Here is a 15,807-nt window from a genome sequence, read left to right as displayed (position 1 = left end):
CATGATTGCAAGTTGCGGCAACTTCATGCGCGGCATCGGCCTCGCCGTGCTGGCGCTTGCGTTGACCATGACCATTACCATGACCGCGGCCAGTGCCGAACGCCGCATCGCCCTGGTGCTCGGCAATTCCCATTACCGGAACGCGCCGGTGCTGCCCAATCCGGTGAACGATGCGCAGGCAATGTCCGATCGCCTGAAGGGGCTGGGCTTCGAAATCGTCTCCGGCCTCGATCTCACCAAGGCGCAGACGCAGGAAAAGATCGCGCAATTCGCGCGGCAGGTGCGTGGCGCCGATATCGCGCTGTTCTTCTATGCCGGTCATGGCCTGCAGGTCTCGGGCAGGAATTACCTGCTGCCTGTCGATGCGGCGCTGGAGGACGAGACCTCGCTCGACTTCGAAGCCGTGCAGGTGGACTTCATCCTGCGGCAGATGTCGCGCGAGACCAGCATCAGGCTGGTGTTCCTCGACGCCTGCCGCGACAACCCGCTCGCCGATGTGCTTGCCAAGGAGACTGGCGGCGACAGCACGGCAAGCAGCGGCCTTGCCGAAATACCGATCGAGAATGGCGGCGCCGGCACGCTGGTCGCCTTCGCTGCCAGTCCCAACCAGCTCGCCTATGACGGACCGGGCGAGCACTCGCCATTTTCGGCGGCGCTGCTTGCCCATATCGGCGAGGTCAACGTCTCGATCACCGAAGCGATGAACCGGGTTACGTCGGATGTGTTCAAGGCCACAGCCGGACGCCAGCAGCCCTGGGTCAACGTTTCGCTGACCACCGATGTCGTGCTTCACAAGGTCGATCTCAAGGCGCCGCTGATCGTCGGCGATTCCGGCGCGGCTGCGCCCGAAGGCGATACGCAGGCGCGCACCGGCGCGGCCGCCAATCCGCCGGGTACGGACGCCGGCGAGCAGGCGCTGGAACAGCTGCGTGAGGAAATTCCGAAGCTGGGCTCGGACGCGCCAGTCCTTTTCGACGTTCCGGTCAATTTCGGCGACCCGGCGATCGACGGCAAGAGCATCGCCCAACTCATCCAGGGCAAGCCGCACTTCAGTCCGGTCGAGGGCCTGGAAAAGTCCGTCTGGGAGAACCAGTGCAGCAACTGTCATCAATGGACCGAGGAGCGGCTGTGCGACCAGGCCAAGACCTACGTCACCAATGATGTCTCGGTGTTGCGCCTGCAACACCCGCTGGGCACGCGCTTCAAGGTGGCACTCGGCAAATGGGCGCAAAACGGCTGCAAATGAGACCGCCAACAATGGGTTGGATCAGATTTCAATGAAATCTCATCACGATCCAGAGCAATCAGGCTCGGCGCAGCGCCTCGGTTTCGGCCAGATGGATGCCCATCTCGACAAAGGCGGTGAGCACGGAGAAACGGTCCGCCACCGCAACCCGCGCCAGTCCGGCCAGTATGCCGGCATTGACGGCATGCGCAGCCGGCAGCGGCCGCAGCCTCGACCCGTTGGCCTGCGCCGCCAGGCCATTGATATGCCGTTGCGCCGCGAGCGCGATCCAGCCGGCAGGCGTGTGCTGCTGCGTCATCGCCGCCCCGGCGACAGCCTCCCGGCGGCTTGCATTGTTGGGGTCGCCGACCCACTCCTGGATCAGTGCCAGCGTTGCGAGGTCCTGCTCTTCGAGCAGCTCGGTCAGATGCCCCAGGCACTCATGGCCCCACCAGATTGCGGCCCGGTCAGGCAGGAGATAGGCGCAAAAGGTAATCGCTTCCTCGGGGATGCGCCCGGCCATCAGCCGGCGGCAGAACTCGAGCGAGGGTTGGTCGGTCGGAACGGCCGTCATGTCCCGGGCGACAGCCGTGGTCGCGGCGAAGAGATCGCGTGCGGTCTGGAATCGAAGCCCGTTGACCATCGCTGCTGTTATCCTCCCCAAGCCCTCACTCAACCCGTCTGCGAGGCGCGGGTCAAGTCTGTCGACCACCACATGTCCATGACGTTGTTCACAGACAAACGCCTCACGGTTTGGTATATTCCACAGCCGACCGTGATCTCGACAGATCATTGTCGAACAGGAAGAGTTGGCCCGGATCCATGGATCGGGCCTGAGTGAAAATCGGATGCTCGAAACGGGAGTAACCGTTATGCAGCGGCACATTTCAGTCTTGGCATTGGCGACCGTGCTTTTCTCGACCCACGTCTATGCCGACCCACTTCAGAAATCGGAAGACATTGTGAAGTTCTTTGCCGGCACGATCGATCACGGCGCGGCACGCGGGATTTGTGTCGGCACCGAGGACGAGTGCAAGAGCAAGACCGGCCAGAAAGAAAAGCCTCCGGAGAAGACCGGCCTCGATATGCTGATCAATTTCAGCCTGGATTCGTCCGAGCTCGACGCCAAGGCGCGCAGCGAACTCGACGAATTCGCCAAGGCGCTGAAGGACGATCGGCTGAGCAAGCTGTCCTTCGTCGTCGAAGGCTATACCGACGCATCCGGCTCGGCGACCTACAATGAGGGGCTGTCGCAGCGCAGGGCGCAATCGGTCACCGCCTTCCTCGAATCCAACGGCATCGAATCCACCCGCATCAAGGCGGTCGGTCTCGGCGAGGCCAATCCACGCAATCCCGATCCCTACGATCCCGTCAACCGGCGGGTCGAGATGCGGATCAAGGCGCAGTAGCTTCGCCGGCTGCGTCTTCCGGCCGTCGTCAAACACAACGCCGCGCGTCCAACGGACACGCGGCGTTTTTATTGTTTGACATGATCGATCAGTTCTTGAGCACGCCGCCGACCGCTACGCCGGTGCCGAAGATCAGCGCCTTGGTCAGGAAATCATTGTTGTCCCGCGGCGGCGGCTCATCCTCGCGCACGACCTCCCGGTTGCGCCTTTTCTGCACGAACTGCTGTTGTCGGCGCGGCTTCTGGGCGTACTGCTTCTTGCGTGGCTTTTCCGCCACCGGCTTCAGCGTGCGGGCCTTCTGCACCACCTGTTTTTTCGGCTTGTCCACGCCGGCCTGGTCGGCCTCATGCTTGGCACGCACGGCCTCCATCATCGGATCCGTCTGGATAACCAGGAACGCCAGTTGCTCGCGCGTCAGGAAAGTGGTCGGAGGCAGCCCGTTCCCCTCTTGCCAGTCGCCGATCGCTTGCCGGGTCTTGGCGCCGATATTTCCGTCGACGCGGCCAAGCTCGTTGCCCAGCGCCTCGACGCGCAATTGCAGGTCGATGCGGCCCTGGCGATCGAGACCGATCGCGTTCTCCGTCGCCTCGGTGCCCAGCACCTTCTTCATGTCGTCCGAAATGCCTACCGATGTGCGCACGGCAGAACCCGAGTTCGCTTCTTCGGCAGCAAGCGCGGCGACTTCCCGTTCCTGGGCTTTCGGATCGTTCAGCGCATCGATGTTGAGCCGCGCCACCGTGGCGAAGCGGCCATTCGGGAACTGTTCGAGATAGGCTTCGTAGAATGGCGCGGTGTTGCGCTTCGAGGCCTCGTCCCAAAGCCGCTGCTCGACTTCCCACGAAGGCGGTTCGCTGGTGACGGGGGCAGGGACGGGCGCTGTCGCGGCGTTCGCGTCATCGGCGGCCGGTTTTACCATCGGCGCGGCTTGGGCGGCCGGTTTGCCAAGGAAGACCTCGCGGCCCAGCGATGCGTTGTGCCATGGCCGCTGGCGGCCTTGCGTGGTCTCGGCCACTTCGCCGCGCACCCGCGTCAGCGCACTCTGGATCTCGACGCCGGGTTCGGTCAGGTGCCTGGCGAGCGCGGTCGAGTAGGGGCTGTCGACGCCGTTGCCGTCAAAGGCGATGGCGCCCGGGTCGGTGGCATAGGCAATCAGGATGCCGCCGGTGCCGACGCCCTCTGATTTAGGGTCGATCGGCGCCAGGCCGGTGCCCAGCGCGGTGGAGCGGGTCTTCGGCATCGCGGCCGCCAGTGTGCGTGCCAGCGGATTGTCGCGGCAGGCATCGAGGATGATGACGCCGACCGCCGGGTCGGGTGGCAATGCGGCCATGAAGTCGTCGATCTGGACGGTGCGGGTCTTGAGATAGGCAGGTGACGTCAGTTCGGCGTCGACCGGGATCAAAAAGTTCTTGCCGTCGACCTGCATGCCGTGGCCGGCATAGAAAATGACGGCGAGGTCGGCATCGTAGGACTGCTCGGTGAATTTGCTGATCAGGCTGTGCATGCCGGCATTGTCCTGGTCGACGCCCTCGATCACCTCGAAGCCGGCATTGCGCAGCGTCGATGCGATGAGATGCGCGTCATTGGCCGGATTGGGCAATTCGACGGCATGGACGTATTTGCTGTTGCCGATGACCAGCGCGACGCGTTTGACGCCACCGGCATCCGGCGCCGCCGCCTGGCCGGTGCCAAGCGCGGTCGGCATTAACAGAAAAAATCCGCTCAAAAGGACGGCAAACGCTTTCATGGGATCGGCCCTCCGCCCCAATGGGGCGCGTTATTGATGGCTGCGCATGCTAAATTTCACCAGCGACTGTATCGCTTCTGCCAAAATGGCTGTTGGGCGTATGTGATCCCAGCCACAGTTTTGGTTCACAAGGACCCAAAAACCTTCCCAAATATCCGCAAACATACCATTCGCCGGCCTCAGAACCAATCGGCTTGGCGAAAGCCGGGGCGAACTGCCAGCTCTAGCCCGGCTCAAGAGTATTTTGGATCGAGCCGACCAGTGCCGTTATCGCCTGCTTGTATTTTTCGAACTCCGGCGATGTCTGGCGGACTTCCGTCGTCGTCTGCTGGCCCGCATCGGTGGTGGCGGGCGTCGGCAATTTGCGGCCCATCTTCCGTTCCGCCCAGTCGACGACGTAGCTGGCGGTCTTGCCGGCAAGAAACGGGTTGGCCTGGATAACGGACGAGCCGAGCACGGCGCTCAACTGCGCCGATCCCGGCGACGCCAGCACCTGATGTGCGCCTTCCATGCCGAGGAAATGGCAGAGATAGAGCCGGCCGGCGGTAATCTGATGGCCGCGCGCCTTGAGATAGGCTTCGCCCTCGCGCGCCAGATTGCGCACCATCTCACGCGAGATGGTGGCGTCGTAGCGCAAAGCGAGCAGGTCTGCGGTCGACAGCGAGCGCGCCAGTTCGGGACGATAGGTGTTCATCATCCGGATCCAGGTCTTGGATATGAACTGGCCGGCGCCTGTTGCCGAAGACAGCGGGTTCTTGGCCCGCGCGCTACCGCCCGATTCGACGTGGACGATACGGTCGGTCAGCGTTTCGACGGCGGGATCGCTGGAAGTGACGGCGATTGCAGCGGTCACTGTTCCGAGCGGATCGATCGCCTGACCGCTCTGATAGAGTTCGAAATGCAAATGTGGCCCGGTCGACAGGCCGGTGGTGCCGATATAGCCGATGATGTCGCCGGCCTTCACCTTGGTGCCGACACCGCTGGCAATGGCGAATTTCGACATATGCGCGTAGCGCGTCTCGCGGCCGCCGCCATGGGCGATTTTGACCACATTGCCGTAGCCGCCGCCGTCGCCCTGGAAGATGATCTCGCCGTCGAAGGCTGCGGCGATCGGCGTCCCCACGGGTGCTGCCCAGTCGACGCCCTTATGGATGCGAACAACGCCCAGGATCGGATGCTTGCGCGGCCCGAAGGTCGACGTCATGACACCGTTGACCGGCGTCACCATGCCGTTGGCCACCGTCAGCGAGCGCACCTGGTCATCGCCCGAGACGCAGGAAAACTGGCCGTCGCTCTGCTGGAAAACGAAACAATCCAAGCTCTTTTGCGTGCCTTGGATACCGACATAGAGCACCCGTCCGTCGGTCTCGTTCTTGCCGCGCGGCGTCTGCGAATAGATCAGCACAAGACGCTGGTCCTCGCTGGCGAAAGCATCCAGATCCTGTCCCCGCGACAGATACATGATGGCTTCGCCAATGATGCCGCTCGGCACATTGTTGCGGGCCGCCGTCGAATAGATCGCGTCGAGCAGGCGGTATTGCCGTTTCTGCGTGCCTTCGGTCTCGGCGCCCGAATAATTGAACAGGTCCTCGCGCACCCACGGGTCGACGCCCGACACGAAGGCACCGGCCGCGTTGCGTGTCAGCGTGCCGACAAAGACGTTCCTGGCGTAGATCGAGACCTGCATCAGCGACATCGTCGTGGTCTCGCGCGTCGGCCTAAAGCCGCGCATCGCCACGACATAACCAGGCTGCAGGCCGTCCTTGTCGAACAGCGCCTTCAGCGCCTCGCCGGCAAGCTTTGCGTCGTCGGCGGAAAAATGCGCATCGAGCGCCACGCTGTCCAGGCTGCGGTCGTTGAGGATTTTCACGAAAATGTCCTCGGTCGCCTCGAAGCGCTGATATTCCGAGCTGACGTTGGCAACGCTGGTGTTGTTTTCGACCGCTGTCTTCTGAAAGGCGGGGAGTGCTGCTTCGCCCTCATCGATGGTCTCGCCCCAGCCGGCCTCGGGGTCATCGGCCGCCGCCGATGCACCCGGAGCAGCCTGCGGGTCAGGAGCTGGGCCGGAGGCCGCCGGAGCCCCGTCCGCGCCGGGCGATGGTTGAAGATCGTTCTGCAGGTCATTCTGCGGATCGTTGGGTTCGGCGGGTGGCGCGACCGCGGTCTTCCGCTGCGCCTGGAAGAAGGCGAAATCCTCCTGCGTCGAGGGGATCGTCGTCATGAATTTTTCGCTGGCGCTCAGCATCACGTCGGAGAGAACCATGATCTGAGGGGAGATGCCGGCCTGGTCGAGCTCCGTCGGGCGCGGCATCCCGCGGCTCTTGGCGACGCCCGCCTCCGGCGCCAGTGTGATCCACATCGGGTCGCCGGCAAGGTCGATGATGGCCGGCACGTAGACCGATGCGTCGGCCGGCACGTCGTCCGAGTCTTCGACGGCATGCAGTTCCTCGTCCTCGTCGCGGAACGACCAGTAGTCGGCGGTAAGATAGAAGCCGGTGGCAATCGCGGCGAGGACGATTGTCGCCAGGCCAGCCGCCAGCCCGAGCCAGATCCTGCGCCTGCGTAGCGCGGCGCGCGCCTGCTTCTTTGCCTTGAAGCTGGTGTCGATGCTGTGCGTCACGGTGCGCTTCCGGTCAGGAAGAAGGTCCAGCGCACCTGTTCCTGCGTGTCGACTTCGAGAAACTTCGCCGCGATATGGCCGCGCTGCCAGCATTCATCGATGCCGCGGATCGAGAACCGCCGCCGCTCGATGCACATGTCGGTGGAGCCTGCCAGAATGGCGTGGCCGAAGACATCCGTCGCGTAGATGTAGATGTAGCGGTTGGTCAGCTCCTCGCGAATGACGTTGACGCATTGATTGGCGCCGATGGTCCACCAGCCATCGGTCTGGTCGGCATCGTCGACCTTCTGACCGACGGCAAGATTGACGACGTCGAGCGTCTGGTTGCAGACGGTGAATTCGGCGCGCGCATGCCCGGTGGAAAGAAGCGCCAGCAACAGCGTCGCGACCGCGCTCGCGGCGAGCTTCACGCGCACGTTCCGGGCAAGCAGGACGGGATCTCGGCGACGGCGTTGCATCGGCGTCGGTGCTAGCCGCCGAGGCGGAAGTATTTGGCGGTCGCCGAAAATGCCGAACTCCTGGCGCCGATCTCGTCGAGGATCCTGGGCAACAGCACCGAGGCCGGCGTCGGCGTTGTGAAGTCCGCCGCCTTTATGTCCTGCGGCCCGGTGATCACCATGATGATCTGCGGCAACGCCTTGCCTGCCGCCTTGTCGGCGGCGCCGAGCCCGATCGGGATCGAGAAGGTCGCCTTGTCGGCTTGTACGACAACATGATCGTCGAGGTTGAACGCGATGCCCCTGTGGTCGATCAGGAACACGCTCGACACCAGCCCGCCATGCGTCATCAGCGTGCCGTCGATCGGCGAGCCGTCCGGCACCGATGTCTGGTCGAGGACAAGCTGCGGCCTGTCGGCCGTGCTCGCGCCCATGAAACGCAGGAAGCCGGTGATCCCGCATTGCGGGGGCTGGATAAGGCGGACGCTGATATCCGGCTCGACATGGAACTTCGCCTGGAATTCCCCAAGCAACTGTTCGAAGGGTGGCACCGACGTGCCGAAGCCCTCGATCGCGACACCCTTGTCGGCGACCGACGTCACCGTCGCAAAAAAACAATCACCACCATTGAAGGCGCGTACCCAGGTGACCCGCTCCGCGGCCGCATCGGCCGGTGGCGGCACCTCCGGCTTGGGCACGTTCATGGCAATGTCGGGCTCTGCCGGCTTGTCGGCCTGCTCACCGCTGGCGATATCGGGCTGGCTCGGCTTAGGCTCCGCGGTCGGTTCAGGCGCCTGCGTGTCCGGCTTGGGCGCCTGCGCGGTGGGTTCAGGCGTGGGTGCTGGGGGTTTGGGGGCCTCGGCCGGCGGTTCAGGTGTTTGCGGGGCGGGCGCTGTCGCCGTGGGCTCTACCGGCGGACTGACAGGCTCGGGGTTCTTCGCGGCATCGGACTGTGACGGGCCGGATGGCGGTTGCAGCGCGACGGTCTTGTCGGTTGGTGCGGCCGGCAGCGGGGCCGTGGCGCTCGACGCGACTGGCGGCGTCGGCTGCGGCTCGACCGGCGCTTTGGCCTGATCTTCAGCCGGAGTCTCCGCTGGTTGCGGCTTTGGCACCGTCTTCTCGACCGGCGCAGTGTCCGAAACGGGCTTGTCAGCGACGATCGGCTTTGTCAGTTCGGGTTGGAGCGGCTTGCCGGTGTCGGTGACGCGAGGCCGGTCTCCGAATCCCACGATACCCGATGCATAGAGCCCTCCAAGCGATACCACGGCCACCGCCGACAGCACCGCGATCGTCAGATTTCTGCCTGTAGTAGCACGCTTCGGTGGTGTGCTTGCTCGCTTGGGAGTTTCAGCAGCCGGTTTCGGGTGCGACAGGTGCGCCGGGCGCACGTGCGGCACGAAAGACGGCTCCGCCGTGCCGCTTGGCGGGGCCGAACCGAAGCCTTGGGCCGGCGAGTCCCCGACCTTCGAGACAGGCCCTGCGGTCTGCCCGGTTCGCGGCAGACCGGGCCGGGGCGCGAGCGATGCCGGCGGCAAGGTCGCGTCGCTGTCGTCGCGCGTCAACCGGGCGATTTCGGCCATGCTGGCCGGTCGATCATCCGGGTCAGGCTGCAGCATCGCTTCGACAATGTCCCTGAAATCGGCATCGATGCCGGAGAGATCAGGGACGGTCCGCCGTTTTTCGACGATCTCGTATTGCGAGCCGCCCATATCGATCGGCTTGCCGCGCAGCGCCGCCGCCAGCACCAGCCCCAGGCTGTAGATGTCGGACTGTTCGCTGACCTCGCCGCCATAGAGCCCGAGTTGCTCGGGGGAGACGTAATTGTATTTTCCGGCAAACTTGCCGCCGATCAGCGTCTCGCCACCGACCGCGGCCGATCGCGCAATGCCGAAATCGATGATCTTTGCCCGCTCGACCCGGCCGCCCGGCAGGATGATGTTGTCGGGCGACAGATCGCGGTGGATGGCGCCGGCCTGGTGCACGGCGCTCAGGCCCGAGGCTAGCCGGTGGCACAGTTTGCGCACATCCGGAGTCGCCATCGCCCCGCCGCGCATGACGTCGTACAGCGACTGGCCGTCGACGAATTCCATCGCCAGATAGGGCCGCCCGATGCCGGGATCTATGGTGAAGACGTGGTAGCGCACGACCGCGTCATGCGACAGATGGTTGAGGATCGAGGCTTCCTTGCGAAACAGCGACAGGATCGTCTGATCGCGGGCGAATTCCGGCAGCACGATCTTGATCGCGACATGATCGCCGGTCTGGATGTTGTGGCCGCGATAGACTTCGCCCATGCCGCCCGACGCGATGCGTTCGTCGAGCTCGTAGATGCCGCTGAGCTGCGTGCCGACGCTGGTATCCGCCATGTTGGGCAATAGCCGGGTCTTGTCGTCGGAGCTCATCGGTCGCGGCCTTCTGCTCGGGACAGGCCATTGCCTTTGTCTCTGATCTTGACCAGAACGATGGTGACGTTGTCCGTGCCGCCGCGCTCAAGCACCATGGAAAGCAGCTTTTCGCAGGCAGCCTGCGGCGCTGCCGAGAGCACTGCAGCCGCAATCTCCGCGTCACTGACATGCGCCGTCAGGCCGTCCGTGCTGAGGATGAAAATGTCGCCGGCAAGGGTCTCTCCCTGCTGGAAGTCGATGGCGATTTCGTCGTTGACGCCGATGGCGCGGGTGATGACGTTGCGGCGCGGCCAGTTCTCCGCTTCGGCCGCGCTGATCGCGCCGCTGTCGAGCAGTTCCTGGACCTCGGTGTGGTCGCGCGAAATCTGCGAGATCGCGGCGTTGCGCACGAGATAGACGCGGCTGTCGCCCGACCACAGGCAGGCGAACCTGCCGTCCATGGCCAGCAGTGCGGCAACGGTGGAGCCGATGGTCACGCCGCGTGAGCGCGAAATCCGGCGGATCTCGGCATGCGCCCGGTTCAGCCGATCCTCAAAGCGGGCGCGCAGATCCGGCGCCGAACTGGCGATGCCGATCGTCGCCAGATGCTCGACAATGCTTGCCGAAGCGACTTCTCCGGCCTCGTGCCCGCCCATGCCGTCGGCCACCACCCAGAGGCCGATCCGCGGCTCGACCAGGAAGCTGTCCTCATTGTGGTCGCGCACGCAGCCCTTGTGGCTCACGCCGTAGCTCTCAAAGGCGGCATCGTTCACTTGCCTACGCTCCGCAACGCCTTGGCTGACGTGCCTGGCCAGTCTGCCACAGCCCCATTCATTAGAGTATCGAAATCTAAGCCGCTGATGACGGACCGTGTGGTACCGCCGCTGTCTCTGCGTCCTGCAATCGCTGGTCCTGCCATGCAATTCCCCATCAGAAAGCCTTCGGACAGCTGAACGCGGAAAGCGCCGGCAGCGTGAATGGGTTGCCGTCCTCCCCGGTCTTGATCGTGTAGGCGACATCCCGTCCGCCGATGACGAAATGCGCTTCGAGACTATCGCCATTGGCGGTGACCTGCCCCTTGTCCAGCAATCGTTTCAAAGCCCAGGGACCGTCGAACTTGATTGCGGACTCGCGGCCGGGCAGCTCCGGCGTCAGGCTGAGACTGGCCGAACCGGTCTTGCCCGGCCACGGAATCAGTCCCGGCGTGTTGCCGGCCTGGGTGGCCTGCAGCACCTGGCCGTCGATATTGAGCAGCGCCATGTCGGCATCGCCATGCAGCGACAGCGGCGTGAAGGTGATGTTGATCGACGGCACCGGCCCGCCGAGCGGAAAGAAAGCCGCGCGGATTTGTGCCGCGAGCTGAAAGTTCTTCAGCGTCGATTTCGCCAGATTGCGGCCGAACCTGGTGTCCTGCTTCCAGTCCCAGTCCTGGCCGCTCATGTCGACCAGCGACGCCAGGTTCTGCGCGAAGAACCGGTCGAGAACCCCGCCTGGAGAAAACAATCTGGCAAAATCCGCCATGGCGACATCGTCGGTACCGGCGGGGGCGAATGGAAAGCGCCCGGCAATCATCTCTTCGCACGGACGGCCGACGGTCTCCTCCAGCATCTCGTTGAGATGCGTGGTCGATGTTTCGGCGACGGTGCCCTCGAAATCGTCCGCCGCCGCGCTCACCATCCTGGCCAGCGCCTTCGGCAGCCGCGAGGCGTTGGCGCGTAGAGTCGATATCTGCAGCTGCAGATTGGCGTTGGCCTGGTCCGTCTGGGCGGGGACATCGGCGGCCAGCCGCACGCTCTGATAAATTTCGCGGAAATTCTGGGTCAGGGCGTCGAGCGGCCGCTGCCCCGGCGCCCCGGCCACCAAAGCCTGGAAAGACCGGAACTGGGCTTCGATGTTGGCGCCGGGATCCTGGTTTTGGGTGCTGACAAAGGCGGTCCCGGCCCTGCTCTGCGATTTGCGCGCCGCAATCTCGATGCCGATGCGGGCGAGGCCCTTGGCGCGCGCGGCGATTTCCTGGTCGCTGTCTTGAGACGGCGCAGCCGGATTGCGCTCTTGCGTCAAAGCTGTTTCGCGCGCGATCGCCTCGAACAGCTGCATCAGCGGCGAACTCGGTGATCCCGCTGCGGACAGCGCCAGATATTGCGGTTTGTCGGCGGCCATTGCCTTGAACTTCAACCTGTCGAGCACCTCGTTCCACGCCGCCGCAAAACTCTTGCCATAGCGATCGAGCAGCTCCGGGCCGAGCTTGAGCAATTCCTGGTCGAAACCGCCTTGCTCGCCGCTCGAGCCGATCACCCATTGATCGTCGACCAGCGCCTGCGCGCTCCTGGCAAGTTGCGCCAGATAGAAGTCGAAGCCGGCATGGGTGTAGAGACCGGGGACGCGAAGGCCGGCGAGATCGTTTCCGTCATTGCGCTCGAACAGCATCGGCGCCTCCGCGCCGGCTTGCGATGACACCGAAAAATCGTCCAGCGCCGCCGCATAGGTGGCCGACTGGATGAGCGCGGTGGCGTGATCGGCAAGGCTCATGCGGCCGAGCGAGCGCTGGGCGGATTCGACCAGCGCGCGGTTGAGTTCGAACGAGGGATCCTGGTCATCGTCGAGCGCCAGCATGGCGCGCAAATGCTTCTCCAGTTGCGCCCGGCCGTCGCGATTGTGGGCGCCGGGATAGCGGTTCTGTTCCCAGTCCCGCTTCAGCCAGGTGACGACCAGCTCGTCATCCACTTTCGGCGCCTTGCCGCCCAGCATCAGGTAAATCTTCAACGGCTCGTACAGCGCCATCGGATCGGCCATCCTGGCCTCGATCGTGCGTTCGAGCTGGAACAGCAGGCGCGAGCGGAACATCCGCTCCAGCCCCTGCCGGTAGGCGGTCTCGGAGGCCGAAAGGATACGCTCACGCTGGCTGAGGCCGAACGTCGCCGTGGCCGGGGTGGGCTGGTCTCTCGTATCGTAGCCGGCCGGCAGGCCGCGCAGCGCATCGAGCGCGCCGATGACGGTTTCGAGGTCGGCATCCGACACCGTCGTGCTGGCCAGCAGCGGCGCGGCTGTCGCGCGGTATTGGCCTGCCGCCTGGCCGGTCGCGGCGACCAGCGATTTGTTGGTCGTAAAGCTCAGGCCGAGAACGCCAAGCGCGGCGATCGCTATGGCCGCGATCGCTGTCAGGCCGGCGTAGCGGGCGATCGCAACGCGCCTGTCGGCCGCCCTGTCATGGGACACCCAGCCGGACTCGGCGAAAATGACGCGGCTCAACAGATCGTGCAGGAAGAAGCTTTTGCCGGTGCCGGAAAGATGCGCCTGGGCATTCCTGCCGAAACTGCGGCCTATGCTGCCCAGCAACTGGTCGATCGGCGTGCCTTCCTGCGTGCCGGAAGAAAAATACAGGCCGCGCAGGGGGGCGTTCAGCTGCTTGCGCGTCGGCTCGAAAACGCCCTCGAGGAAATTCACGATCCGGCCTTTCAGCGCACCGAGCTGCGCGGCGAAGCCGAAAATGGCGATGCGCGCGACCGGATCGGTCTCCGCCTGCAGCCGCTCGCTCATCTCTTCGGTCAGGCGCTTCACCAGCGCGTCGAATTCGGCTGGCGCTTCTGCGACCATGTTCAGGCCGCGCTCGGCGGTCTGGAAGGTCGCGCCCCACACCTTGCGCCGGCGTGCTTCGTCGAAACCGCCGAAATATTCCATGAATCCGGAGACCAGGTCGGCCTTGGTGAACAGCACGTAGACGGGAAAGCGGACCTTCAGGACCTCGTGGATTTCCTGCAGGCGGCTGCGGATCTCGGCGACACGGGCCGCCTGCTCTCCGTCCGCCATCAGATCGGCAAGGCTGATCGCCAGGATGACGCCATTGATCGGCTGACGCGTCCGGTGCCGCTTGAGCAGCGACAGGAACGCCAGCCAGCTTTTGCTGTCGGTCCGTGCATGGGAATCCTGCGTCGTGTAGCGCCCGGCCGTGTCGATCAGCACCGCCTCGTCGGTGAACCACCAGTCGCAATTGCGCGTACCGCCGACACCCGCCACCGGCTGCGCCTGGCCCGACCCGGCAAGCGGAAAGTTCAGGCCGGAATTGACCAGCGCGGTGGTCTTGCCGGCGCCCGGCGGGCCGATGACGATGTACCAGGGGACGTCGTAGAGGAAGTTGCGCTTGCCGCTCGACTGCCTGAGCGTCGCGACTGCTTCGTTCATGCGAGCTTCCAGCACCTTTGCATCGCTGCCGTCATCCTCGGCGCTGGCCATGGCGGCCTCCAGCGCCTTCTGCGCCTTGCGCCTGCGCCAGAACCGGATTGCATAGATGATCGCCACCGTTCCGACGACGATGCCGATGATCGCTGCCCGCAGCCAGATGGGATCCAACGGCCGGGCGCCGGCAAAGCGGATTAACGGGCCGGCGTACCAGACCGCGGCGGCAAAGCCGGCGAGCGCGAGCGCGCTGAAGATGCGCAGCAGCCAGCCGGTCACAGCACCTCCTCCCGCGGGATCATTACATCGACACGGCGGTTTTTGGCGCGGCCGTCCGGCGTTGCATTGTCGGCGATGGGCTCGTCCTCGCCCTTGCCCTCGACCTTTGTCCGCGACGGATCGCTGAAATGCGCTGCGATCATCTTTTCCACTGACTGGGCACGTGCGACGGAGAGGTCGAAATTCGATTTGAAGGCGCTGGTCTTCTTCGGTTTGACGTTGTCGGTGTGGCCGACGATCCGGATCGGCCCGCGCTCCGCGTCGAGAGCCGCCGCGATGCTGGCGGCCACCGGCTCGAACTCCGGCTTGACCTCGGCTCGTCCCGACTGGAACAGCAGGGCGTTGCTGATTTCCACGATGATGAAATCACCCTTGGTGCCGACGCTGACGCCGCCGCCTTCGATCTCCTTGGCCAAGGCAGTGCGGATGCGATCGACCTGCGCAATCGTCGTTGGCGCTGCGACGACTTTCACCTCCTCGGTCAGCGGCACGAAACCGGTGCGCTCGATGGTGACCGGCGTCGCCGGATTGAGCGCCAGCAACTCGCCGGCAACAGCCTCGCCATCATTGGTGATGAGCACGCGCAGCGTGAAAAAGGCTGCGGTCAAAACTGCCGCGGTTGCAGCGGCTATGGCCCAGAGCGGAACCCGCCTGGAGCCTTGCGCCGATGTGACCGACAAGCCTTGCCAGCGCGGCGAGATGTCGTCGTCACCGAGGACGCGGAAATAGGCTGATGTCTCGTAGACGTCGCGGCGGACCCGTTCGAGGCTCTCGCGCGGCTGGCCGCGATACTGGCCTTCGAAGCCAAGCGACAGGCAGACATGCATCAGCTCGATGAGATTACGATGAGGTTCCGGCGTCGCCAGCACCGTGTTCAGCGCCTGGAAAAAACCGGCGCCGGTGGGTTTGACCTGGAAGAAGCGCTGCAGCATGGCGTGCTGCGCCCACGCATCCCGGCTGGAACCGGGCAGATTGGCGACGATATCGTCGGCGGTTTCGCAAAGCACATAGCTGGCGATGCGCGCATCCTCTTCCGAGGTATCGGTCCTGGCGATCTTGCGGTCGAAATCCTCGATCAGGCCGGCGACATGCTGCGCCAGCGGCTCGGCCGGTCTTTCGACAGCCATCAGCCGCAGATGCCCAAGCAGTATCAGCAAGGGCGCCGCGGCAGCGACGATCGGGTTGGCCGCGCCATAATCGACGGCATCGCTGGCGCCGAGCAGCGCATCCCATGGCGTTTTCCCCGCCGTCCCGGCTGAGCCGTGAACGGGCGGATCGGCCGGCGCGTTGGCGAATGGCGTTCCCTGATAGATCACCGTCCCCGTGACGTCGGACGGCGGCTGGCGGCCGGCGTTGGGATCGAAAACCGTGGGTTCCGGGACGCTGGCAGGGGCGATCACCGTACTGCCGGGGGCCGGCGCATCGCGGGCGAGAACCGTCTTTTGCTTGCGGCCGGGATTGGGGCGGCTGGGGCGGATGACGGTTTTGCCGGTCGGATCGAAAGGATCATCCTTCGAGCTCATCGCCGATCCCTGC

Annotated in this window: 10 protein-coding genes; 2 read left to right on the top strand and 8 right to left on the bottom strand. The window is 64.6% G+C overall.

Annotation, left to right across the window (positions count from 1 at the left end; translation table 11 throughout):
- Position 1 precedes the first annotated feature (1 nt).
- Positions 2–1,246, top strand: a complete 1,245-nt coding sequence (locus tag NKH35_RS12505; protein ID WP_031261854.1) for a caspase family protein — start codon at positions 2–4, stop codon at positions 1,244–1,246.
- Positions 1,247–1,304: 58 nt separating this feature from the next.
- Here the strand turns inward: NKH35_RS12505 and NKH35_RS12500 are convergent, their stop codons facing one another.
- Entirely contained in the window at positions 1,305–1,868 is a 564-nt protein-coding gene (locus NKH35_RS12500; protein WP_023732206.1) for a DUF6931 family protein, read from the bottom strand.
- 229 nt (positions 1,869–2,097) lie between these two features.
- On the opposite strand from NKH35_RS12500, the gene NKH35_RS12495 reads away from it, so the two are divergent.
- Positions 2,098–2,634: an OmpA family protein gene (locus NKH35_RS12495; protein ID WP_023732205.1), complete on the top strand. Its 537-nt coding sequence runs from the start codon at positions 2,098–2,100 to the stop codon at positions 2,632–2,634.
- A gap of 88 nt (positions 2,635–2,722) precedes the next feature.
- Here the strand turns inward: NKH35_RS12495 and NKH35_RS12490 are convergent, their stop codons facing one another.
- The 7 genes from NKH35_RS12490 to tssL all read right to left on the bottom strand — a co-directional run bounded on the left by NKH35_RS12490 (position 2,723) and on the right by tssL (position 15,794).
- On the bottom strand, positions 2,723–4,336 hold the full coding sequence (locus NKH35_RS12490) for a caspase family protein (protein WP_245260717.1): 1,614 nt from the start codon (positions 4,334–4,336) through the stop codon (positions 2,723–2,725).
- A gap of 265 nt (positions 4,337–4,601) precedes the next feature.
- On the bottom strand, positions 4,602–6,998 hold the full coding sequence (locus NKH35_RS12485) for a M23 family metallopeptidase (RefSeq protein WP_352914731.1): 2,397 nt from the start codon (positions 6,996–6,998) through the stop codon (positions 4,602–4,604).
- Positions 6,995–7,456: a DUF1036 domain-containing protein gene (locus NKH35_RS12480; protein ID WP_050485828.1), complete on the bottom strand. Its 462-nt coding sequence runs from the start codon at positions 7,454–7,456 to the stop codon at positions 6,995–6,997. The genes NKH35_RS12485 and NKH35_RS12480 overlap by 4 nt, the downstream gene beginning before the upstream one ends.
- Positions 7,457–7,467: 11 nt before the next feature.
- Positions 7,468–9,837: a serine/threonine-protein kinase gene (locus NKH35_RS12475; protein WP_352914729.1), complete on the bottom strand. Its 2,370-nt coding sequence runs from the start codon at positions 9,835–9,837 to the stop codon at positions 7,468–7,470.
- Complete coding sequence (locus tag NKH35_RS12470; RefSeq protein ID WP_023692196.1) at positions 9,834–10,592, bottom strand: PP2C family protein-serine/threonine phosphatase; 759 nt, start codon at positions 10,590–10,592, stop codon at positions 9,834–9,836. Before NKH35_RS12470 ends, NKH35_RS12475 begins: the two co-directional genes overlap by 4 nt.
- A 157-nt stretch (positions 10,593–10,749) precedes the next feature.
- Positions 10,750–14,271, bottom strand: a complete 3,522-nt coding sequence (gene tssM / locus NKH35_RS12465; protein ID WP_352914728.1) for a type VI secretion system membrane subunit TssM — start codon at positions 14,269–14,271, stop codon at positions 10,750–10,752.
- On the bottom strand, positions 14,268–15,794 hold the full coding sequence (gene tssL, locus NKH35_RS12460) for a type VI secretion system protein TssL, long form (RefSeq protein ID WP_352914726.1): 1,527 nt from the start codon (positions 15,792–15,794) through the stop codon (positions 14,268–14,270). The genes tssM and tssL overlap by 4 nt, the downstream gene beginning before the upstream one ends.
- Positions 15,795–15,807: the final 13 nt, after the last annotated feature.

This window comes from Mesorhizobium sp. M1143, assembly GCF_040318435.1.
Classification (GTDB): domain Bacteria; phylum Pseudomonadota; class Alphaproteobacteria; order Rhizobiales; family Rhizobiaceae; genus Mesorhizobium.
This window is presented reverse-complemented; position numbering and strand designations above follow the sequence as displayed.